At 71.2% G+C, this 19,771-nt stretch carries 18 protein-coding genes and 1 tRNA gene; 6 read left to right on the top strand and 13 right to left on the bottom strand.

Annotated features, from left to right (window positions below):
• Positions 1-139 precede the first annotated feature (139 nt).
• From gcvH to AC1DQF_RS08410, 7 genes are read right to left on the bottom strand one after another with little or no spacing between them, the layout of a single operon-like run.
• Positions 140-526, bottom strand: coding sequence for a glycine cleavage system protein GcvH (gcvH, locus tag AC1DQF_RS08440; RefSeq protein WP_477524770.1), 387 nt, complete (start codon positions 524-526; stop codon positions 140-142).
• Positions 527-562: 36 nt separating this feature from the next.
• The gene (locus AC1DQF_RS08435; RefSeq protein ID WP_477524769.1) at positions 563-1,438 is read right to left on the bottom strand and encodes a DUF881 domain-containing protein; all 876 of its coding nucleotides are present in this window, start codon (positions 1,436-1,438) and stop codon (positions 563-565) included.
• Complete coding sequence (locus AC1DQF_RS08430) at positions 1,431-1,763, bottom strand: small basic family protein (RefSeq protein WP_056927906.1); 333 nt, start codon at positions 1,761-1,763, stop codon at positions 1,431-1,433. The genes AC1DQF_RS08435 and AC1DQF_RS08430 overlap by 8 nt, the downstream gene beginning before the upstream one ends.
• A complete protein-coding gene (locus AC1DQF_RS08425; RefSeq protein ID WP_477524768.1) occupies positions 1,760-2,638 on the bottom strand; it encodes a DUF881 domain-containing protein in 879 nt (292 codons plus the stop codon). Before AC1DQF_RS08425 ends, AC1DQF_RS08430 begins: the two co-directional genes overlap by 4 nt.
• A complete protein-coding gene (gene clsA, locus AC1DQF_RS08420) occupies positions 2,631-3,251 on the bottom strand; it encodes a cardiolipin synthase ClsA (protein WP_477524767.1) in 621 nt (206 codons plus the stop codon). The genes AC1DQF_RS08425 and clsA overlap by 8 nt, the downstream gene beginning before the upstream one ends.
• Before the next feature lie 56 nt (positions 3,252-3,307).
• Entirely contained in the window at positions 3,308-4,372 is a 1,065-nt protein-coding gene (locus AC1DQF_RS08415) for a hemolysin family protein (RefSeq protein ID WP_477524766.1), read from the bottom strand.
• Complete coding sequence (locus tag AC1DQF_RS08410) at positions 4,365-5,756, bottom strand: hemolysin family protein (RefSeq protein WP_477524765.1); 1,392 nt, start codon at positions 5,754-5,756, stop codon at positions 4,365-4,367. Before AC1DQF_RS08410 ends, AC1DQF_RS08415 begins: the two co-directional genes overlap by 8 nt.
• A gap of 206 nt (positions 5,757-5,962) precedes the next feature.
• On the opposite strand from AC1DQF_RS08410, the gene AC1DQF_RS08405 reads away from it, so the two are divergent.
• The 4 genes from AC1DQF_RS08405 (at position 5,963) to AC1DQF_RS08390 (ending at position 10,473) form a co-directional block, all read left to right on the top strand.
• The gene (locus AC1DQF_RS08405) at positions 5,963-7,489 is read left to right on the top strand and encodes a sulfatase family protein (protein ID WP_477524764.1); all 1,527 of its coding nucleotides are present in this window, start codon (positions 5,963-5,965) and stop codon (positions 7,487-7,489) included.
• Between the two features lie 82 nt (positions 7,490-7,571).
• Entirely contained in the window at positions 7,572-9,053 is a 1,482-nt protein-coding gene (locus AC1DQF_RS08400; RefSeq protein WP_477524763.1) for a DUF1800 domain-containing protein, read from the top strand.
• 5 nt (positions 9,054-9,058) lie between these two features.
• Entirely contained in the window at positions 9,059-10,312 is a 1,254-nt protein-coding gene (locus AC1DQF_RS08395) for a DUF1501 domain-containing protein (RefSeq protein ID WP_477524762.1), read from the top strand.
• Positions 10,313-10,399: 87 nt separating this feature from the next.
• A tRNA-Pro gene (locus AC1DQF_RS08390) sits at positions 10,400-10,473 on the top strand.
• 139 nt (positions 10,474-10,612) lie between these two features.
• Here the strand turns inward: AC1DQF_RS08390 and AC1DQF_RS08385 are convergent.
• The gene (locus tag AC1DQF_RS08385; protein ID WP_477524761.1) at positions 10,613-11,518 is read right to left on the bottom strand and encodes a calcium-binding protein; all 906 of its coding nucleotides are present in this window, start codon (positions 11,516-11,518) and stop codon (positions 10,613-10,615) included.
• A 231-nt stretch (positions 11,519-11,749) separates the two neighbouring features.
• Here AC1DQF_RS08385 and AC1DQF_RS08380 point away from each other — a divergent pair, with 231 nt between their 5' ends.
• On the top strand, positions 11,750-12,274 hold the full coding sequence (locus AC1DQF_RS08380) for a hypothetical protein (protein ID WP_477524760.1): 525 nt from the start codon (positions 11,750-11,752) through the stop codon (positions 12,272-12,274).
• 148 nt (positions 12,275-12,422) lie between these two features.
• Positions 12,423-14,393, top strand: coding sequence for a hypothetical protein (locus tag AC1DQF_RS08375; protein WP_477524759.1), 1,971 nt, complete (start codon positions 12,423-12,425; stop codon positions 14,391-14,393).
• A gap of 15 nt (positions 14,394-14,408) precedes the next feature.
• Here AC1DQF_RS08375 and AC1DQF_RS08370 read toward each other — a convergent pair whose 3' ends face one another.
• From AC1DQF_RS08370 to AC1DQF_RS08350, 5 genes are read right to left on the bottom strand one after another with little or no spacing between them, the layout of a single operon-like run.
• Entirely contained in the window at positions 14,409-15,233 is an 825-nt protein-coding gene (locus tag AC1DQF_RS08370) for an alpha/beta fold hydrolase (RefSeq protein ID WP_477524758.1), read from the bottom strand.
• Positions 15,234-15,275: 42 nt separating this feature from the next.
• A complete protein-coding gene (locus tag AC1DQF_RS08365; protein ID WP_477524757.1) occupies positions 15,276-16,355 on the bottom strand; it encodes a sulfite oxidase in 1,080 nt (359 codons plus the stop codon).
• A 49-nt stretch (positions 16,356-16,404) separates the two neighbouring features.
• Positions 16,405-17,253 carry an enoyl-CoA hydratase/isomerase family protein gene (locus AC1DQF_RS08360; protein ID WP_477524756.1) on the bottom strand — a complete coding sequence of 283 codons (849 nt, stop codon included), beginning with the start codon at positions 17,251-17,253 and terminating at the stop codon, positions 16,405-16,407.
• Positions 17,250-18,593: a Dyp-type peroxidase gene (locus tag AC1DQF_RS08355; RefSeq protein ID WP_477524755.1), complete on the bottom strand. Its 1,344-nt coding sequence runs from the start codon at positions 18,591-18,593 to the stop codon at positions 17,250-17,252. Before AC1DQF_RS08355 ends, AC1DQF_RS08360 begins: the two co-directional genes overlap by 4 nt.
• Positions 18,594-18,614: 21 nt before the next feature.
• Entirely contained in the window at positions 18,615-19,763 is a 1,149-nt protein-coding gene (locus AC1DQF_RS08350) for a DUF4331 family protein (protein WP_477524754.1), read from the bottom strand.
• Positions 19,764-19,771: the final 8 nt, after the last annotated feature.

Genomic DNA, 19,771 nt, shown 5'->3' with positions numbered 1-19,771 from the left:
GCTTGCCACAAGCGGTGCAGAACGGCATGAACCCTCCTCGGGGCTGAGACCTGACGGTACTGGGAACCGCCAACCCTCAGGCGTGGCCTGAGGTTGACGGTTGTGACGAACCTACCAGCCAGGGGTGGGAGTGGGAGCCTCAGCCCTCGAGCCCGGCCTGGTACGCGGCGGCGTCGAGCAGACCCTCGACCTGGCCGGCATCCGAGGGTACGAGCTCGAAGAGCCAGCCGGCGGCGTACGGGTCGGTGTTGACCAGCTCGGGAGTCGCGTCGAGAGCGTCGTTGCGGGACACGACCTCACCGGTCAGCGGGGCGTAGACGTCGCTCACCGACTTGGTGGACTCCAGCTCGCCGCACGTCTCGCCGCCGGTCACCTGCGCCCCCACCTCGGGCAGCGACACGTAGACGATGTCGCCGAGCGCGTCCTGTGCGAAGTGCGTGATCCCGATGCGGACCGAGCCCTCGGTCTCGCCGGSCATGCGCACCCACTCGTGCTCGCTGGTGTACTTCAGGTCCTCGGGGTACACGGTGTCTCCTCGGTTGCTGGTCGGTGCACGGGCAGGCTACTGGTCGGGATCGGCTTCTGCGTTGACGGGTCGGACGGGGTCGCGGACGCTGGTGATGTCCAGGGAGTCGAGCTCCTGCACGTCCACGGTGGCGCCGTCGTACTGCTCGAGCGTCTCGATCGGACCGCTCGCGAAGGTGAGGCCGCCGTGCAGCGAGTGCGGGTCGCCGATGACGTCGATGACGTACGGCGGCTCCAGCAGGTTGCCGTCGAGCTCGATGCCGCCGACGGCCTCGTTGAAGGAGCTCTGGGCGACCACCCGGTACTTGTCGTTGAACTCGATGGCCTCGGCGTCGGCGGTCCGCATCTCCTGGACGATGTCGAGCAGCGACCCGACGCTCACCGGCCCGGCCCCCTCCTCGATCGTGATCCGGATGCCGGGTCCGGTCACCGGCACGAGGCCGGCCAGGATGTTGAGCGTCTGGGCCCGCTGCTGGGTCTGGGACAGGGCGGCCTCACGGCTGGTGTTCTCGGAGCGGAGCTCATCGCGGGTCTGCTCGAGCCGGTCGCGCTCGCGCCGCGCGCGCTCGGCGGTGCCGGTGAGGGCGTTGAGGATCTCGATGAGGTCCTGCTCGCGCAGGCCCGCGTAGGTGTTGTCCTGCTCGTTGTTGCGCACCTGGACGACGGACGCGAAGCCGAGCACCGCGAGGAGCACCGCCACGACGACCTGGGCCCGGGAGCCGTGGCGCAGGGTGAACGCGAGCCGCTGGCGGCCGGCGTCCTCCTCGTCCGGGGCCGGGCGATCGGGACCGCGCCTGTGGTGGTGGGGCTCCGGGTGGTGGGGCTCCGGGTGCTCGGGCGGCTGCTCCGTCCCGGGCGCCGCCGCGGCCCCGGGCTCGGCGCCGGGCTCGGAGTCGGACGTGGGCTCAGGCATGGAAGAGGTGGCGCCGGATGGCGGCGACGTTGGAGAAGATGCGGATCCCGAGCACCACGATGACACCGGTCGACAGCTGGCTGCCGACCCCGAGCTTGTCGCCCATGTAGACGATGAGCGCGGCGATCACGACGTTGCTGATGAAGGAGACGACGAAGACCTTGTCGTCGAAGATGCCGTCCAGGAAGGCGCGCAGGCCGCCGAAGACGGCATCGAGGGCGGCCACCACCGCGATCGGCAGGTAGGGCTCGAGGCCCAGCGGGACGTCGGGGGCGAAGACGAGTCCGGCGAGCACGCCGAGCAGGAGTCCGAGTGCTGCGATCACGGCGTGACCCCCTCCTCCGTGTTGGCCGGGTTGTCCGAGGACTTCTCGGTGACGTCGCGCAAGGGGCGCAACGTGCTCGCCGGAAGTCGGACCATGGTGACATTCTCGGCCTCGTAGCCGAAGCCGAGGCCGTTGACGAGGCCGAACCACTCCTGTCCCTGGCTGGTCTCGAGCAGCCGGGCCTGGAGGGTGGCGTTGTCGCCGATGGCCTCGACGACGTACGGCGGGGTGAGGGGTTGGCTGTTGACCAGGATGGCCCGGCCGGTGTTGCGGATCCCGCTGAGCGCGGTGAGCCGGATCCCGTTGATGGCGATGGCCTCGGCCCCGGCCTGCCACAGACCGTCGACCAGCGTCGCCAGGTCCTCGTCGCGGACCTCGTCGTTGGGGTCGTCGCTCTGCGGGTTGGTGACGGTGATCCGCACGCCCTCGCCGCGGACCGGGACGAACCCGGTGCGCACCTCCAGGCGGCGCAGACGGGTGTCGAGGTCGTCGGCCTGGGTCGCGAGGGTGTCGTTGCGGTCCTGGGCGGTGATCCGCGACTCGCTCAGCGTGCGGATGTCGCGCTGGAGCGCCGCGACCTCGTCGCGCCCCTCGTCGATCTTGGAGATCAGGGTCGACCGGCCGAGCTCCTGCACGTCGGCGTCCCGCGACGTCTGGACCCCGGCCACCGTGACCAGGAGCCCGAAGGTGCCGACGATGAGCAGCGTGGTCCACCCGCGCCCCGCCGTGGCCGTGGACTCGCCCCGCTCCGCCTTGCGGCGGGCCACGTGGGCGTAGTCCTCGTCCATCGAGCGCGTCGTGACCAGGGCGAGCAAGGGCGTGGTGACGTGCTCGGGCAGCTCGCGCTGCCGCTCGGGCGCGGACAGGTCAGGCATCGCGGCCCACCCGTGGTGGTCGTCGCTCGGTGTCGCGCACCAGCGCCCGCACCTGCCAGGCGTACAGGACGCCGGCCCACCAGTAGAGGCCGATCCCCCAGAACGCGAAGGCCCAGCCGAACACCCGGGCGAGCATCGGCACCGCACCGTCGCCCTCACCGAGCAGCAGCAGCGGGAAGGCGTAGAGCAGGTTGAAGGTCGCGGCCTTGCCGAGGAAGTGCACCGGCAGGGCGCTGTAGCCGCGGGTGCGCAGGATGGGCACCAGGCCCCACAGCAGCAGGTCGCGCAGCGGCAGGATGATCGCGACCCACCACGGGACGATGTCGCGCAGCGCGAGTCCCACGACGACCGCCAGGATGTAGAGGCGGTCGGCGACGGGGTCGAGGATCTCCCCCAGGCTCGAGTGCTGGTCGAGCCGGCGCGCGAGGTAGCCGTCGAGCCAGTCGGTGACGCCGGAGACCATCAGCAGGGCCAGGGCCAGGGCGTCGGCCTCGGGTCCGAGGACGAGCCAGAGGAAGACGGGCACGCCGGCCAGCCGAGCCATGCTGAGCAGGTTGGGGATCGTCCACACGCGTGAGCGGTGGGTCTGCTCCTGCACGGAATCGCCTGCCATCGGGTGAGTCGGGATCACTTCCTGCTCACCCTATCCAGCGAGGGTCGCGCGGACGGTCACGACTCGACGGCACTCGACCCGGCCTCGTGGTGCGAACCGTCGCGGATCACGCCGACCAGCTCCTCGAGGACGTCCTCGAGGGTGACGAGGCCGAGGACCTCGCCGTCGCGGCGTACGACGCGTGCCATGTGGGCGCCGCGCAGCTGGAGGCTCTCGAGGGCCTCGTGGAGCAGGTCGTCGGTCCCGACGGTGGCGAAGGGACGTACCCACTTGTCGTCGACCGGGCGCTGGCGCCGCTCCTCGTCGCTCTCGAGCACGTCCTTGATGTGGAGGTAGCCCACGAGCGTGCCATCCGGCTCGGCGACCGGGAAGCGGCTGAAGCCGGTCGCGGCACACAGGGCCTCCACGTCGGCCGCCGTCGACCCGCGCAGCACGGTGGCGAGGCCCTCCACGGGCATCAGCACGGTCGTCACGGTCTTCTCGGTGAAGCCCAGGGCGCCGGCGAGACGGTCGTACTCGTCGGCGGCGATCATGCCCTCGCCGCGTGACTCCTCGACCAGGGCCGCGACCTCCTCGCGGGTGTAGCTCGAGCTGACCTCCTCCTTGGGCTCGACCCGGATGAGCCGCAGGATGCCGTTGGCGGCCAGGTTGAGCAGCAGGATGACCGGTCGCAGCACGGTGACGATGACCATCATGGGCGGACCGAGCATCAGCGCGGCGCGGGTGGGACCGGCCAGGGCGATGTTCTTGGGGACCATCTCGCCCAGCACCACGTGCAGGTAGACGACGATCGACATCGCGACCACGAAGGACACCGGGTGCAGGGCCGCCTCCGGGACGCGGAGCGCGTGGAACACCGGCTCGAGCAGGTGGGCCACGGCAGGCTCGCCGACGGCACCGAGGCCGAGCGAGCAGACCGTGATGCCGAGCTGGGCGCCGGCCATGACGAGGGAGACCTGCTCCATCGCGCGCAGCGCGGTGCGCCCCGACCGGGAGCCGGCCTGGGCCAGCGGCTCGATCTGGCTGCGGCGGGCCGACAGCAGGGCGAACTCCGCGCCCACGAAGAAGGCGTTGAGGACGAGGAGCACGACGGCCACGACCACGCCGGTGACGTCACCCACGCTCGTCCACCTCCTCGTCGTCCGCGTCCGGACCCTCGCCGGACAGCTCGTCCAGGGTGACCAGCCGCAGCTCGAGCCGGTCGATGCGCAGCCCGTCCATTCGCTCGACGGTGAGGGTCGCGAGGTCCTCGCGCGGCTCGTCGGGAACCGAGCGGTCCGGCACCGGCACCTCGACCCGGTCGCCGGCGTGCGGGATCTTGCCGAGACGCTGCATCACCAGCCCGCCGATGGTGTCGTAGTCCTCGTGGTCGGGCAGCTCGATGCCGGTGGCGTCCTCGACCTCGTCGGGTCGCAGCAGGCCCGACAGACTCCAGGCGCCGTCGCGTCGCTGGCGGGCGCGCGCCCCGAGACGGTCGTGCTCGTCGGAGATGTCGCCGACGATCTCCTCGACGACGTCCTCCAGGGTCACGATGCCCGCGTGGCCGCCGTACTCGTCGAGCACGATGGCCATCTGGAAGCCGTCACCGCGGAGCAGTGCCAGCAGCGGGTCGAGCCGCAGGCTGTCGGGGACGACCGTCGGCTTGACCATGATGTGCTTGATCCGGGTGGTGGCCCGCTCGTGGACCGGGAGCGCCACGGCGTGCTTGACGTGGACGGTGCCCACGACGGCGTCCTCCTGGTCGAGGACCGGGAAGCGGGAGAGCCCCGTCTGGCGGGCCAGCTCGATGATCGTGCTCGCGCGGTCGCCCTCCTCGACGGTCCTGGTGCGGACCCGGGGCGTCATGATCTCGCCGGCGGTGCGGGTTCCGAACTCCACACTGCGCTCCATGAGCTCGGCGGTCTCGGCGTCGAGCGTGCCCTGGTCGGCGGAGCGCTGCACGAGCGACGCGAGCTCCTCGGAGCTCCGCGCCGAGCGCAGCTCCTCCTGGGGCTCGATGCCGAGGCGTCGTACGAGCGCATTGGCGGAGTTGTTGAGCACCTTGATGGGCCAGCGGGACGCGGCCGTGAAGCCGCGCATGAAGCCCTGCGTGGCGCGCGCGGTCTCGAGCGGCTTCGCCAGCGCGAGGTTCTTGGGGACCATCTCGCCGAAGAGCATCGTGAGGATCGTGCCGAGGGTCAGGCCGATGGCGACCGAGATGGGCGGCACCCACCCCGCCGGCACCCCGACCGCCGTCAGCGGGTCGCGCACCAGCGTGGCGATGGCGGGCTCGGCCAGGAAGCCGACCGCCAGGTTGGTCACCGTGATGCCCACCTGGGCCCCGGAGAGCTGCGTCGAGAGGGACTTCAGGGCCCGCTGGACGCCGGCGGCCGAGGCGTCGCCGCCGCTGGCGGCGCGTTCGACGGTGGCCCGGTCCACGGTGACGAAGGAGAACTCGGCCGCGACGAACACACCGCAGATCGCGATGAGGGCGAACGAGACGAGCAGGAGGAGCCACGGGGTCACGACGCGCCTCCTGCGATGCTCAGGGAAACGGTCGTGCGGCGACTTTGATAGCCGTCCATGGGGGTCTGGGGAGGCCCTTCCACTCGGGTGCTGGCAGTACTTCGCGCACCAGAGTAGAGGACACCCGTCCAAGACACTGCGTCGCTTTGGGTGACTGCCTCCCGTCCCCCTACTCTGGGGCCTTCGAGCGGGGCGATCCAGGGGACATGATGCACGGGTGGATGCGGGGCGGCACGGCCGTGCTGGCCGCCGCGCTGGTGGTGTCGTCGGCCGCGGCCGGCCTCGCAGGCCCCTCCGAGCCGACTCCCACCGTGGTCCCGGTGGCGGCCGGCACCGACCGGCTCCCGGTCTCCGCAGACAAGGGTCCGGTGTCGCGCGGCGCCCTCCGCGACGAGCGCCCGAACGTGGTCTTCGTGATGACCGACGACATGCGCGACGACGACCTGCAGTGGATGCCCCGGACCCAGCGGCTGATCGCCGACCAGGGGCTCGACTTCACCGACGCCATCTCGCCGCACCCGCTGTGCTGTCCGGCAAGGGCCGAGCTGGTCACCGGCCAGTACGCCCAGAACAACGGCGTCCAGCACAACGCCGGTCCCTTCGGCGGCTTCCAGGCGCTGGACCCGACGCACGAGATCAGCAGCTGGTTCGGCAGGTCCGGCTACCAGACCGGGTTCGTGGGCAAGTTCCTCAACGGCTACACCGCCGACGACGTCCGACCCTCGGGGTGGACCCACTGGGACGCGCTCGTGGCCGGCGTGTACGACTACCTCAACTTCGCGTTCGCCGACGACGACGACAGTCCCGCGGTCTTCAAGGACAGCTACGTCACGGACGTGATCGCCGAGCGCACCAACGACACCGTGCGCCAGTTCGCCCGCAAGGACGAGCCGTTCCTCCTCTTCTCGTGGCACCTGGCTCCGCACTACCGGCTCGACGACGGCAGGGCGGTGCTCCCCCCGAGCGCCCCCCGGGACGCGGACCGGTTCCCGCACGCCATGCCGCCCTCGATGAAGGACCCGGCCTTCAACGAGCGGGCGGTCCTCGACCAGCCCCGGCCGTTCCGCAACCGCCGCGAGGCCGATCCGCAGATGGTCGTCGACGAGCACCGGGCGCGCCTCCGGGCGCTTCAGTCCGTGGACCGCGCCGTCGGCTCCCTGATCGACACGCTGCGCGAGACCGGTGAGCTCGACCACACCGTGATCGTCTTCGGCTCCGACAACGGGTACTCGCTGGGCGAGCACCGCTTCGTCGGCAAGAACGTCCTGACGCAGCCGGTCCTGCAGGTGCCGCTGCTGGTGCGCGGACCCGGCATCGCCCCCGGCACGACCTCCGACCTGCCGGTGACCCTCGTCGACCTGCCCGCGACCTTCGCCGCGATCGCCGGCGCCTCCGCGGAGTGGTCCGTCGACGGGACGTCCTTCGTGCCCACCCTGCGCGGTCTCGACCAGCCCTTCCGTGACACGACCCTCGTGCAGACCGGGGACGACGGCGGCGACGGGTGGGCCTACCGCGGCGTGCGGACCGACCGCTACCTGTACGGCGTCAACGGTGCCGATGCGTTCCTCTACGACGACGACCTCGATCCCGACCAGCTGGTCAACCGCATCGACGACCCGGCGTACGCAGCGGTCCGCGCGGCTCTCGAGCAGCGCCGCAGCCAGCTGATCACCTGCCGGGGCGAGGACTGCAACCAGACCTTCGGGGCGCTCCCGGAGCCCGGCGTCGGCTGACCGGTCCGGATGACTAGTCCTTTCGGGCCATCCCGGACCATTGCTTCTTTACCTTGGTAACAACGGACATAACCTCGTGCCCGTGCCTGGGACGAAGGGGCGGAAGCCCCGTGGAGACAAGCGCCGGAAGAAGCCGTCCGCCGACGTGCTCCCCGGCGCCGATCGCCACCTCGTCACCCRGTTCTCCTACGGACTGACCAAGGAGCTGGTGCGCGACGTCCGTCGCCACGGCGCCGAGGCGTGGTTCGCCGACCAGCTCTCCCCCGGCGCGGTCGGGGACGGTCCGGGCCGTGCGGTCGACGGCTGGTGGCCGTCACTGCAGCGCAGCCCGCTCGACCTGTGGCAGCGCACCCAGAGCGAGGTCGAGCCCGGCTGGATGGTGATGGAGGACTACATGCGCCGGGCGCTGGTCCGCCGGGTGACCTCCCGTCGCCAGGTCCTCGAGGTGATGACCGAGCTCTGGGAGAACCACTTCCACGTGCCCGTCGCCGCCGACGGCGTGTTCACGCACCGGGTGGCGTACGGCGACGCGATCCGCGAGCGTGCGCTCGGCCGGTTCAGCGACCTCCTCTTCACCGTCACCACGCACCCGGCGATGGGGATCTACCTGGACAACGCCACCTCCACCGCCTCCCACCCCAACGAGAACCTCGGGCGCGAGCTGCTCGAGCTGCACACCGTCGGCCGCGGCCTGTTCACCGAGGCCGACGTCAAGGACTCGGCGCGCATCCTCACCGGGTGGCGGGTGGACGTCTGGAAGACCTTCGCGGCGGCGTACTCCCCCGAGGACCACGCGACCGGCCCGGTCCGGGTGATGGGGTTCAGCGATCCCAACCGCTCCGCCGACGGCCGCGACCTGACCCGGCGCTACACCGACCACCTCGCCCACCACCCGGCCACCGCGAAGCGCATCGCGCGCCGACTGGCCGTGAAGTTCGTCCGCGACGACCCTCCGCAGTCGCTGGTCGACATGCTGGCCAAGGTCTACCTCCACCACGACACCGCCATCGTCCCGGTGCTCGAGGCGCTGGTCGGGTCGTCCGTCTTCAAGGCCTCGCGGGGCACCAAGGTCCGCGACCCGGCCGAGGACGTGGTCGCGACGTACCGGGCCCTGGGCGTGACCGTGCGCCGACCGTCCACCCAGGACTCGGCCGCCGAGGCCATCCTGTGGCAGACCGACGGCCTCGGTGGACGTCCGTTCTCCTGGAGCCGGCCCGACGGAGCCCCGATCACCAACGAGGCCTGGGCATCGGCCGGCCGGATGGCCGCGTCGTTCGGCATGCACTGGGGCATGGCCGGGGCCTGGTGGCCGAGCAAGGACATCTCCTACCGCTCCCCCCACTCCTGGCTGCCGCAGAAGAAGGTCCGCTTCGACGACCTCGTCGACCACCTCGCGGAGCGGATCCTGTTCCGCCCGGCCAGCAAGCAGCTCCTCAAGGCGTGCTGCCAGGCGACCGGGCTGCGCCCCGGCACCACCATCACCACGTCCCACGACCTCGTGAAGTGGGGCATGCCCCGCCTGCTCGTGACCCTGCTCGACTCCCCCGCCCACATGACCCGGTGACCGACATGACGACCCTCGACGACGACTGCTGCGCAGAGTTCGCCGGCGCCCGCCTGTCACGGCGGACCCTCCTCGGGACCGCGGCCGGCCTGGCCGGCCTCTCGGTGGTGTACGGCGGCGCCGAGGTGCGCGCCTCGGCGGCTGCCTCCGCCCCGGCCCCGTCGGTGCTGGTGGTGGTGTCCCTGAGGGGCGCGGCCGACGGCCTCTCCCTGGTGGTGCCGCACGCCGACCCGGTCTACTACGCGGCGCGTCCGGGCATCGCGGTCCCCGCCGAGCGGCTGCTCGCCCGCGACGGGATGTTCGGGCTGCACCCCTCACTGGCTCCCCTGCTCCCCCTGTGGAGCTCGGGTCGGCTCGCGGCCGTGCACGCCACCGGCCTGCCTGCGGCCAACCGCTCGCACTTCTCGGCCATGGAGGAGATCGAGGACGCAAGCGCCGGCTCCTCGACCCGCGTCGGGTGGCTCAACCGCCTCATCGGTCTCGACGCCCTCACCAGCCCGGTGCAGGGCATCGGTCTCGGCAGCGGCGTCGTACCCACCTCGCTGTCCGGGCCGTCGCCCGCCATGGCGGCCTCGTCGCTCGACCGGCTCTCGATCCCGGGCGAGGAGGACGGCCAGGCGGCCAGGCGTCGCTCGAGCCTGAAGACCCTGTGGGGCTCGGACAGGTCCGCGCTGGGCATCGCGGCCCGGGACACCTTCGCGGCCGTCGACATCCTGGCCCCCGTCGTGGCGGGCTCGGCGACGCCGGTGGGCGGCGCGACGTACCCCCGCGGAGACCTCGGCCAGGCCCTTGCGCACGCCGCCCGCATCATCCGCGGCGATGTCGGCGTCCAGGTCATCACCGTCGACCAGGGCGACTGGGACATGCACACCGGCGTCGGCACCCTCGAGTGGGGCAAGCTCAAGGACAACGCTGCCACCTTCGCCTCCGCGCTGGCGGCCTTCTTCACCGACATCGGCTCGTTCGGCGACAAGGTGACGGTGGTGTGCCTGAGCGAGTTCGGCCGCCGGGTGGCCGAGAACGCCAACTACGGCCTCGACCACGGTCACGGCAATGTCATGTTCCTGGCCGGGGCGGGAGTGCAGGGCGGTCGCTACCACGGCAGCTGGCCCGGCCTCACCAACAGTCCGGACGCCGATCTGACGGTCACCACGGACTACCGCAGCGTCCTCGCCGAGGTGGTGCGGAGCCGTTTCGGAGCCGACTCCAGCCGCGTCTTCCCTGGCTTCGTCGGGCCCTCGCTGGGCACCATGGCCTGACCCCTCGCGACGCGTCCGACCTGATTGTCGATCGACGCGAGCGCTGGGGTAAGGTTTCGCTCGCCCATCACGCAGGTGATGGGTGTTCGGGCTGTAGCGCAGCTTGGTAGCGCACCTGACTGGGGGTCAGGGGGTCGCAGGTTCAAATCCTGTCAGCCCGACCGTGTGATGTCTCAGGACATGAGCGACAACGGACCTACGGAAACGTAGGTCCGTTGGTCATTTCCGGGGTTCGTGGCTGGTAGTCACGGTCGGGGTCGACGGTGACCAGGACTTCGATGCCCCACGGCCGAGTGGGTCCTATTCACACCCTCGGACGACGTCCTCGGCACCCGCCCAGCAGAGGTCGATGCCGATCCCACCGGAGAACAGGTCGACCAACGGCGCGTCCACCTCCCCCTCATAGAGGGTGTCGTCGCCACCGTTGCCGAAGAGTCGGTCGCGTCCGACGCCGGCATGGAGGTCGTCGTCGCCCTCGCCGCCGATCACGACGTCGTCGCCGTTCTCCTCGTCGCCGAAGTTCAGCACGTCCTCCCCCGAACCGCCGCGGATCTCGTCGTCGCCGTCCACCCCGGTGATGAAGTCCGGCCCCGTCGCGCCGGACGCGCGGTCGTCGCCGGCGCCGGCGTCGATCACGTCGCTGCCGTCGTCGCCGCAGACGAGGTCGTCCCCCGCCGCCGCGAAGATGACGTCGCGGCCCCCGCGCCCGACGATCACATCGTCCTGGGGCGTGCCGTCGATGCGGTCATCGCCTCGGGTCCCCACGATGGTCRCCGACCTGCCGAGACAGGTGGGTGCCTTCCTGATCTGCAGCGTCCCGTCCATGCCGTTGCTCGGGCAGTCCACCTCGTCATCCGAGCAGTCGGTGCTCGCGAAGGTGTCGAACCGCGCCGCGCCGGTGGTGAACGTCGAGGGCTCGTTCGCGCTCACGACCACCGTCCACGGCAGCGTCTCTCCGGCCGAGCACGAGAACGGCGTCGAGCCGCCTCCGTCCAGGGCGACGTCCTGCGGGGGCTGGACGAGGACGACCCCGATCGACCCGGACTCCCCCTCGCCCACGCACGCGAGCGTGCCGTTGACCTGCACCGTCGTCGGCGAGAGCAGGACGGCGGTGGGCGCCGTGGTGACCTCGAGTGATCGAGCCGTCTCGGCCGACGAGGGCCCGGAGGGTCCAACGGGCAGTGCGACCAGGAGGAACGTCGCCATGGGAAGGATCGATCTGCGCATCGCTCGGCCTCACTCCGGGGTGCCAATCTAGGACGCACGCGAGTCGGGCTGCCAGCCGCATTTGGGGTACGTCGCGCCGACCCCGATCGTGGCCCCGGACGTGAGGATCCGCATCCAGCGACCTACCGGTCGCGGTCAGGCATCTTCCATGGCGAGATGCGGTTCGCCGGGCGTACCGTCGAGACAACCGCAACGACGGGTGCATGGACGATGGCTGATCCTCGCGAGCAGGACCCTCGACAACCCGCAGCCCCCGATGCGCTCATCACATCGGCGCGCGAGTGGCACAAGCTGCAGCTCGCTGCACTGGCCTTCGTCGGGCTGTGTGGCGTGTTCACCGGTGACAACGGAACCCGGCTTCCCCTGTGGCTGCAGGTCGTCGCCGGCGTGCTGGCGCTCCTCGCCCTCGGGGTCGCCGGTGCCGGGCTCCTCCTGGTGGCGCTCGTGGCGTGGCCGCTCGGCGCGCCGGCGGACCCGGGCACCGGCGCCCGCCGACTCCGGGCCGGCGTCATCCTGACCTGTGTCGCGGTGGGCCTCACCGCGCTCTCGGCGTCCAGCAACTGGTGGCCGGAGTCCAGCGCGGGGAGCTCTGTGCAGGTCAGGACCAGCAGCGGGAGCGCCTGCGGCGAGGTGGTGGACAGCGCCGAGGGCTGGATCGACCTCGACGTACGCGGCACGGTGGTGCGGGTCGACCTGGCCGACGTGATCTCACTCCGACCCGCGGACTCCTGCTGACGCACGTCGCGTGGCGACCCGAGCGCACGCATGGACTCGTCGACCTGTCCGGGGTCGCGCACCCGCCGAAGCGGCCCCCGATTCCCTATAGTCGTTGATCAGGTCGCCGCTGCGGGGTCCACAAAGTCGCGCCACGATGGAGCAACCGATGAGGCACAGACAGCTGTGGACGGCCTGGTCGCTGGCAGTGGCGGTGGTGCTGTCAGGAGCGGTCAGCGCTGGACCCGCCAGCAGCGTCACGGTCGGGGCGCGGACAGGAATCGTGGCCCAGGACGCCGAGCAGGCGCTCGCCGAGCGGTTCGCTCCCGTGGTCGCACTGGTGCACCAGGACGTGGAGTGCGGGCCCGGAGAGCCCTATCAACCCAGCGACGTCGACCTGGTCCTGGGCAGCAGCAGTGTGGCCCTGCGGGGGCCCTGGTCTGGCGACGAGCTCATCAAGGTGGGCCCCACTGCCGACGACGTGGGCGAGGGCCTCTACGGCTACCACCTGGACCTTCCCGGCGACCCCCTCCAGCCGGGATGCGACTACGAGGAGTGGGTGCGGGCCACCGCGGCGGGCGCTCGGGCCACGACGTACGCACACGTCGCGACGGAGGCCGGTCGGGACGACCGGCTCGCCCTGCAGTACTGGTTCCTGTACCCGTTCAACGACTACACGAACAAGCACGAGGGCGACTGGGAGATGATCCAGCTGGTGTTTGCCGCCTCGGACGCGTCGGACGCGCTCGACCAGGACCCGCTCGAGGTGGGCTACAGCCAGCACGAGGGTCTCGAGGTCGCACGGTGGGACGACCCGAAGGTCCAGGTCGTCGACGGCACCCACCCCGTCGTGCATGCCGCCGCCGGCTCCCACGCCAACTACTTCGACGACGCGCTGTACCTCGGAACGTCCGGTGAGCAGGGATTCGGCTGCGACGACACCCGCGGTCCGGCCGACGACGTGCGTCCTGCCGTTGCGGTGATCCCCAGCGACCCCCGAGCCGCTCGCCTCGCCTTCCCCTGGATCGGCTTCGAGGGACGATGGGGCCAACGCGAGCAGGCGTTCTACAACGGACCGACCGGCCCGAACACCAAGGAGAGCTGGACCCGCCCCATCAGCTACCAGGAGGCCAAGGGGCGCGACGTGAGCTACGCGGTCCCCGCGGCCGGTCTGTTCGGCACCTCCGCCACCGACTTCTTCTGCAGCGCGGTGTCCAGCGGCTCCGAGGTCGTCCGCAGGCTTGTCGCCGACCCCTCTCGCCTGCTCCTGATCTTCGCCGGCATCGGGTTGCTCGTGGTCTACCTCGCTCGCCGGACGTCGTGGACCCCGGTGACGCCCCTGCACCTCGCCAGGCGCAGGGCCGGAGGGCAGCTGGTCCGTGCGGCAGCACGCATGTACGCCTCACGGTGGCGGTTGTTCATCGGCATCGGGTTCCTCACGATCCCGGCCTCCCTCCTCGCGGCCGGCCTGCAGGGCCTGGTCCTGAGCGCGTCCGACATCGCAGGGGTCTCCGGCAACGGCGAGGAGGGCGGCATCCGCGTCATGCTGGCTGCGTCACTGGGCTATGTCCTGATCGGGACGAGCATCCTGCTGGTGCTGGCTGCCACCACGTACGCCCTCGGCGAGGTGGATCGTGGCAACGAGGTCGGCGTACGCCGCGCCTACCTCCTTGCCCTGACCCGATGGAGGTCGCTGCTCGGCGCCTTCGTGGTCGCGTCGGTACTGGTGGGACTGCTCAGCCTGACGGTCGTGCTGTCGCCCCTCGCCGTGGTCGTGGTCGTCCTGGCCGCCCTCTTCGTGCCGGTCATCGCCTTCGAGGGGTTGCCGGCCCTGCGGTCCCTCCGTCGCAGCGCCGGCCTGGTCAGGGTCCAGGTCCTCAAGACCATCGTCCTGCTGGCCGGCTCGATCCTGGTGGCCGGCATCGTCGGGCCGATCCTGGGAACCCTCCTGATCCTGCTCACCGGCGCTCCCTTCCCGGTCGCCAACATCGTGGCGGGTGTCACCTACGCGGTGCTGATGCCGTACGTCGCGCTCACCATGGCCTACCTCTACTTCGATGCCCGAGTCCGATCAGAGCTGGCGCACGAGGACGTCGGTCCCTCCCACACGCAGCCCGCGGAGATCGAGCCGACCAGCTGATCGACCAGCGACGCGTCAGCCGGTGGCGCGGTTGCTGGCGAAGAGGCGCACACCGGCGGGAAGACGCGCGCTCCCCCCGACGAGCGCATCGTCGAGCCAGGCCTCGACCGTTGCGGCGAGCTCCGCCGGATGGCTGAAGTTCACCGCGTGGGCCGCCGTGTCGACGAGCGCAACCGCAAGGTCTTGGGAGGCGAGGTGAACGATCTCGCTGACGCGAGCCGGCGAGGGCATCAGTGGGTCACGAAGACCCAGCACGGCCAGGCTCGGGGCCGGGCTGTGCAGCAGACGCYCCAGGGACGGGTAGCGCGTCAGCTCGTGGAACAGGCGCAGGCCGTTGACGGGCCCGAACCTGACGTAGTCCGGCAAGGCGATCGGGAACATCCTCGGGCTCTCCCGCAGCACGTCCTTCCCCAGCTGGCCGAGCGCGCGGACGAGGGGTTGGTTCTGCACGCCGCCTGCGGGTGAGACGAGGACGAGGCCGTGCACCCGGTCGGGCACCGCGTGTGCCACCTCGAGGGCGACCGGGCACCCCATCGAGTTCCCCAGCAGGACGGCCTTCTCGATGTCGAGTGCGTCGAGGACCGCCATCAACGCCTCGGCCAGTGCAGGGATGTCCAGGACCCGATCGCGGCGCTCGCTGCGTCCGTACCCGGGCAGGTCCGGGACCACGTTGACCCGCCGGCCGGCGAGCAGTCGCGCGGCGGGCATCAGGTACTCGCCGGAGATCGCGAAGCCGTGGACGTGGACGATCGGCACGCCGTCGCCACGCGTGCTGCGTCGGCAATGAATGGTCGCTCCGCCGACGTGGAGCCGCTCCGTCACCCACTCGTCTCGCGGCACGACTGACTCCCTCCGGATTCCGGCCGACCGTCGGGCGCCATGTCAGCGCAGGTCGACGTACAGCACCTCGATGGCGTTGTTGCCGTACCCGAGCCGGTTCCAGGGCGGCACCTCGGGTTGCGTGTTCCCGGCCGCGTCGGTCGCGCGGGCCCGGAGCGTGTGCCGGCCGACCCCGACCGCGTCCCACTCGAACGACCAGTCCTGCCACTGGTATGGCCCCCGGGGCGGCTCGACCCGGGCGGGCTGCCACTCCCCCTCACCGGTGAGGCTGACCTCGACGCGGGTGATGGGGCCGCGACCCGACCAGGCCTTGCCCCGGACGGTGCACGGCCCGACCCCGATCGTGGCCCCGGGTGCGGGGTCGATGATGCGAGCGCGTACCCGCATGAGGTCGACGGCCTCCTGGGGTCGGTCGGGCCACTGGTACATGTAGTGGCCGGTCTGGAACTCCCCCACGAACGGTGCGGTCAGGACCTCGATGTGCTTCAGCCACTTGACCGAGGCGACGGCGTACCAGTGCGGCACGACCAACCGGAACGGTGCCCCGTGGTCGGGCGCGAGCGGCTGCCCGTTCATCTCGTAGGCGACCAGGATGTCCGCGTCCGGGTCGGCGACCAGGTCGAGCGGCAACGCGCGCTCGAAGGACAGGTCGTCGCGACTGGTCTCCGGGAGCACGGGCGTGAGGTGGTACGCGCCGTGGTCCGCGCCCTCGAACTTGACCTCGACACCGTCGGAGGACGGGCCGGCCAGCGCCAGCACGTCGCGCAGCAGGGCGCCCCTCCAGCTGGCGGTGGAGATCGCGAAGTCGCCCCAGGGCTCCCCGGTCGGCAGCGGCCGCATGTCGAGGCGGCCGTTGCCGGCGCACTCCAGGGTCACCGCGTGCTCGTGTGCCGGCAGCGCGCGCAGGTCCTCGAGGGTGAGGGTCGTGGGAGTCTCCACCGCTCCCCCGATCTCCAGGAGTCCGTCGTGGTCGGGCACCGCGAAGTTGCTGCGGACGTAGTGGAGCTCGGTGGGCGTGGTCTCCCCGTCCAGGGCGGCCGGTGGGGCCTCAGCGTTGTAGGGAGCCGGGTTGATCATCACCAGTGCGGAGCGTGCCGCCTCGAGATCGTCGGTCGTGGTCATGGTGCAGGCCTCCTGGGTGAGGGGGTGGATGGTCGCGGAGAGCCGGTCATCAGAAGTCCGGGTCCAGGAAGGTCGGCTCGCGGTCGTCGTTGAAGGCCCCGATGCCCTCGACGCGGTCGGGGTGGACCGCGGAGCGCCAGTGGGCGTCCATCATGGTCGCGATCGCCTGCTCCACCGGCTGCCCCTCGCCCAGCTGCACGGCGCGCTTGACCGCCTGCACCGCGGTCGGGGAGTTGCCGGCGATCCTGTCGGCGATGCGGTGAGCGGCGTCCATCAGGGCGTCGGAGGGATGGACCTCGTTGACCATGCCGAGCCGGTGCGCCTCCTGCACGGTGAGGAGCTCGCCGGTCATCAGCATCTGCAGTGCCCGTCCACGCGGGAGCAGCCGCGGGAGCAGCGCCGGCGAGCCGCCACCGGCGGCCAGGCCCAGCATCGCCTCGGGCTGGGCGAACACGGCGTTCTCGGAGGCGATGATGAAGTCGGCGCTCTGGGCGAGCTCGGACCCACCGCCGTACGCGAGCCCGTTCACCGCGGCGAAGAGCGGCTTGCGCAGCTGCCGGACGGTGTAGAGGGTGCGATCGAAGTCCTGCCGCTGGCGCAGCCAGTCCTCCTTGGTCATGCTCCTGCGCTGGCGCAGGTCGCTGCCGACCGAGAACGCTCGCTGCCCGGCGCCGGTCAGGACGACGACCCGCACCGAGGTACGGACGGCGATCGTCTCGACGACCTCGGTCAGCAGGACACCCATCTCGGTGCTGATGGCGTTGTCGGCGTGCGGACGGTTCAGCGTGACCACCGCGACCCGGCCCTCGGAGCGGTAGTGCAGGAGCACCGGCGGCTCCGTCTCCTCGATGTCCGCGGGCGGCGGCCCGAAGTCGAGGGCGTCCCACCGGCCGGTCATGACTCGAGCTCCGCCAGCCATTGCATCGCCCGCAGTCCCGGTGCGAAGAAGTACTCGCCACCCCGGGTGACCACGAAGGGTGGCAGGGCGTCCAGGCGCCGTCGGATGGGGCGGTGCGGAATGGTGAAGCCACTGGTCTCGTCGTTCGCTCCCACGAGCGGGTCCCTCTCCGTCGGGGCACCGATGAAGATGCCGTCGTTGAGCCACTGGGTCTTGACGAACTCGAACTGCCTGCGCAGGTGGGCCCCGGCGAAGACGAAGATGATCCCCCGGTCGGCGCCGTCGTCCTCGAGGACGCCGTCGGGCAGTGGCGGGCCGTAGCTGGTGCCCCGCCGGATCATCCGGTGCAGCCGTACGTCGACGCCCCCGTCCTGGTCGAAGGCGTCCCGAGGGTTGGCCCGGCGCGCGTGGGCGCCGAGCGGGCACTTGAGGCCGCGAGGGTCCGCGGCGTACCCGAAGTCGTTGTGCCGCCGAGGGTCGGCGCCGAGCGTCGGATCGTCCTCGTCGGGCGCGAGCACCAACGGTGCTCCGCTCTGCCAGCGCCCGACCATCTTGGCGCCGAGGAGGGCCTCGTCCGCCCGGTCGCTCGCCCGGGAACGCAGGTAACGGCGGTAGGCAGCCACCCTGGTGTGCAGCTTGCGTAGGACCACGTAGGTGCCGTTGCGACCCAGGACGTCCGGGGTCGGCATGGGCGGCAGCTCACCGGACTCGTCCGGGTAGCCCAGGACGATCTCCCCGGCCCGGAGCGGGGGGTCGTGCGGGTTGGTGGGCGCCCGGCCGCTGCCCTCCACCGCCGGCTGGCCGATCCCGTCCTTGAAACCGAAGGACGTCCGGCCGCTCTCCAGCTGGTAGCAGTCCTGGCGCCACAGAAGCGTGATCCCACCGAGCTCCTGGTGCGCCTGGCGGGCCCTCTCGGCGACGAGGTCGAGCGTCGCGGCGTCGGAGGTCAGCACGGCGATGGCGACATGCACGTCGGGGCTCCCCAGCGGCTCCTCCCAGCGCTCGGGGCCGCTCTCGCCGACGTCGCCCAGGACCGGGGCGCGGGCCGCCATCCCCTCCTGGAACTCGGGCGCGAAGCTGTCGAGCGAGGCCTGCGGCACCCCCAGTGCCCGGAGGCCGCGGTGGGTGAAGGCGACGGTGACGGTCGTGTCCCCTGCGCCGCCGAGCGACGAGGTCGCCGGGTTGGCGAGGCGGTGGAGTCTCCGGACCAGCTCGCGGCCGTCCGCGCGGTCGTCGATGCGCAGCAGCAGGTAGACCCCGACGTAGGGCGACGGCCGCTCGCGCAGCGCTCCGGCCTGGATGTCGTCCAGTTCCAGGACGGTGTCGGACGTGGACGTCATGGTCGTCACTCCTCCAGGTCTCTAGTGGTGCTCGGGTAGCTGCGGCGGGTCCGGGTTGGGCTCCGCGAGATAGGGGAACTCGAGCCCGCCGGGTCGGGTTGCGTGGTCCACCCCGTCCCGGATGACCGGACCGTTCCCCGCGTTGACGAGCTGGGTGAACAGCGTGTCGATGACGTCGTCGTTCAGGGTCCGGCCCCCGCAGGTCGTGTGCCTGCGGCCGCCGAGAGCCGCGGTCTCGATCTCGAGGAAGGAGCCCTGCTCGACGTACGGCTTGGTGACGTCCACGACCAGGAAGTCGGCGAGCACCAGCTCGGTCAGGGGGTGGGTCCCCTCGTCGTCCGGTGGCCAGTCCACCTTCCCGTCGAGTCCGTCCCAGAAGGCGAGGTTGGCGTTGAGCCTCGCCCGGTAGGCGCCCAGGTAGCCGCCCTCGAGGTGGAAGGCGTCCTCCATGTTGTAGATGTCCCGGATCTCCAGGTCCCGGTTGACGGGGTCGAAGTCCTTGGGCGCGAGCATCATGTTCTTCACCTCGGGCCGGCCGACGCGCTCGATCCGGACGTTGTGCCGTCCCCGGGTGAGCGTCTCGGCGACCACTCCGACCAGCGACGCGCCACCCAGGATGCCGACCTCGATCTCGACGACCAGGCTGAGCACGTTCTTGCCGTCGAGGTAGATGGCGCCGGGGTCGGTGAACGCCAGCGTGCGGGTCGCGATCGTCTTCAGCGCTGCCGGGGCGTCCATGATGAACGGGTCCCAGCGCAGACCGGCGAAGGCACGGATGCCCGGACCCGAGGCGCCGACCGGGTCCCCGACCGGGAACGAGACGGACCCGCCGGTGCTGAGCGTGCAGGTCCCCTGCTGCCCGGAGGACCCGGTCCCGTCGCCATCCGTCGGATCGGAGAACACGCAGTCGACGACCAGCTCGTCGCCGTCGACCACGAAGGGTCCACGATCACCGTGCGAGGGCGCCGCGCCGGAGGCCACGGCGAGCGGCCGCAGCCGGAAACGGTAGAGCAGCCCGTCGGAGAACAGGTCTGTGGGCTGCGCGAACGGGAGGGTGTTCATCACCAGCGTGAGGTGGCCCTGCCGTTCCGGGCTCGGGAACGCGTAGACGTCGGTGATGTCCGCGATCGGGTCGGCGAGGGCCCGCGGCCCCGAGATGTGGTCGGACACGGCGGTGG

This window comes from Nocardioides sp. P4_G4, assembly GCF_056401085.1.
The sequence above is the reverse complement of the archived record's forward strand: the minus strand, read 5'-3'. Positions and strand labels throughout refer to the sequence as shown.

What these genes read in the sequence shown, in the direction of transcription:
- AC1DQF_RS08435 (WP_477524769.1), bottom strand. Translation starts at nt 1,438, where the DNA reads ATGCCTGAGCCCACGTCCGACTCCGAGCCCGGCGCCGAGCCCGGGGCC.
- AC1DQF_RS08425 (WP_477524768.1), bottom strand. Translation starts at nt 2,638, where the DNA reads ATGCCTGACCTGTCCGCGCCCGAGCGGCAGCGCGAGCTGCCCGAGCAC.
- clsA (WP_477524767.1), bottom strand. Translation starts at nt 3,251, where the DNA reads ATGGCAGGCGATTCCGTGCAGGAGCAGACCCACCGCTCACGCGTGTGG.
- AC1DQF_RS08405 (WP_477524764.1), top strand. Translation starts at nt 5,963, where the DNA reads ATGATGCACGGGTGGATGCGGGGCGGCACGGCCGTGCTGGCCGCCGCG.
- AC1DQF_RS08395 (WP_477524762.1), top strand. Translation starts at nt 9,059, where the DNA reads ATGACGACCCTCGACGACGACTGCTGCGCAGAGTTCGCCGGCGCCCGC.
- AC1DQF_RS08380 (WP_477524760.1), top strand. Translation starts at nt 11,750, where the DNA reads ATGGCTGATCCTCGCGAGCAGGACCCTCGACAACCCGCAGCCCCCGAT.
- AC1DQF_RS08375 (WP_477524759.1), top strand. Translation starts at nt 12,423, where the DNA reads ATGAGGCACAGACAGCTGTGGACGGCCTGGTCGCTGGCAGTGGCGGTG.
- AC1DQF_RS08365 (WP_477524757.1), bottom strand. Translation starts at nt 16,355, where the DNA reads ATGACCACGACCGACGATCTCGAGGCGGCACGCTCCGCACTGGTGATG.
- AC1DQF_RS08360 (WP_477524756.1), bottom strand. Translation starts at nt 17,253, where the DNA reads ATGACCGGCCGGTGGGACGCCCTCGACTTCGGGCCGCCGCCCGCGGAC.
- AC1DQF_RS08355 (WP_477524755.1), bottom strand. Translation starts at nt 18,593, where the DNA reads ATGACGTCCACGTCCGACACCGTCCTGGAACTGGACGACATCCAGGCC.